At 66.0% G+C, this 589-nt stretch carries 2 protein-coding genes; both read left to right on the forward strand.

Annotated elements, in window-relative coordinates:
• Nucleotides 1-302, forward strand: a 302-nt coding sequence (locus CXQ94_RS23910; protein WP_368665590.1) for a UDP-galactopyranose mutase, incomplete at its 5' end; no start/stop codon positions are given.
• 86 nt (nt 303-388) lie between these two features.
• Nucleotides 389-589 (forward strand): hypothetical protein (locus CXQ94_RS23915; protein ID WP_219817126.1); only part of this gene is annotated, 201 nt, incomplete at its 3' end.

Raw genomic sequence — 589 nt, forward strand, 5'->3', positions numbered from 1 at the left:
GCATCAGCGAGTACAAGCACCTCACAGGGCAGGTCCACCCGAAGACCAGCATCACCTACGAGTACCCCTCGGCCGAGGGCGATCCCTACTACCCGATCCCACGGCCGGAGAACGCCGAGCTGTACAAGCGCTATCAGCAGCTGGCGGACGAAACGCCGAACGTGACCTTCGTCGGCCGCCTCGGCACCTACAAGTACTACAACATGGACCAGGTGGTCGGGCAGGCGCTGGCGCTGTACAAGCGCATCGAGGAAGCCGAGCTGGCGAGTCAGCCGCAAGCGGTGCCTGAGCAACTCGGCTGAAGCGCAGCGGTCGTTATGCCTGAGGCTCGCCGGACGGCGAGTCCTCGGCCGCCCTGGCGGCCATCGAGTCATCCATGAGGTCAGCGATGCACCACCCCAGTCTGTTCAAGAGCTTTTTCCTTGGCGGTTTCGAGTGTTCCAACCACCGGCGCAGCGACGGCCGCCGTCTCGACCTGATCGCCGCGACCGGCCACGACCGCTGGGCCGCGCACGACTACGCCGAGCTGCATCGGCATGGCCTGCACAGCGTGCGCGATGGCCTGCGCTGGCACCTGATCGAGCGCACG

This window comes from Arthrobacter sp. GMC3 (assembly GCF_002929305.1).
In the GTDB taxonomy this organism is placed as follows: Bacteria; Actinomycetota; Actinomycetes; order Actinomycetales; family Micrococcaceae; genus Specibacter.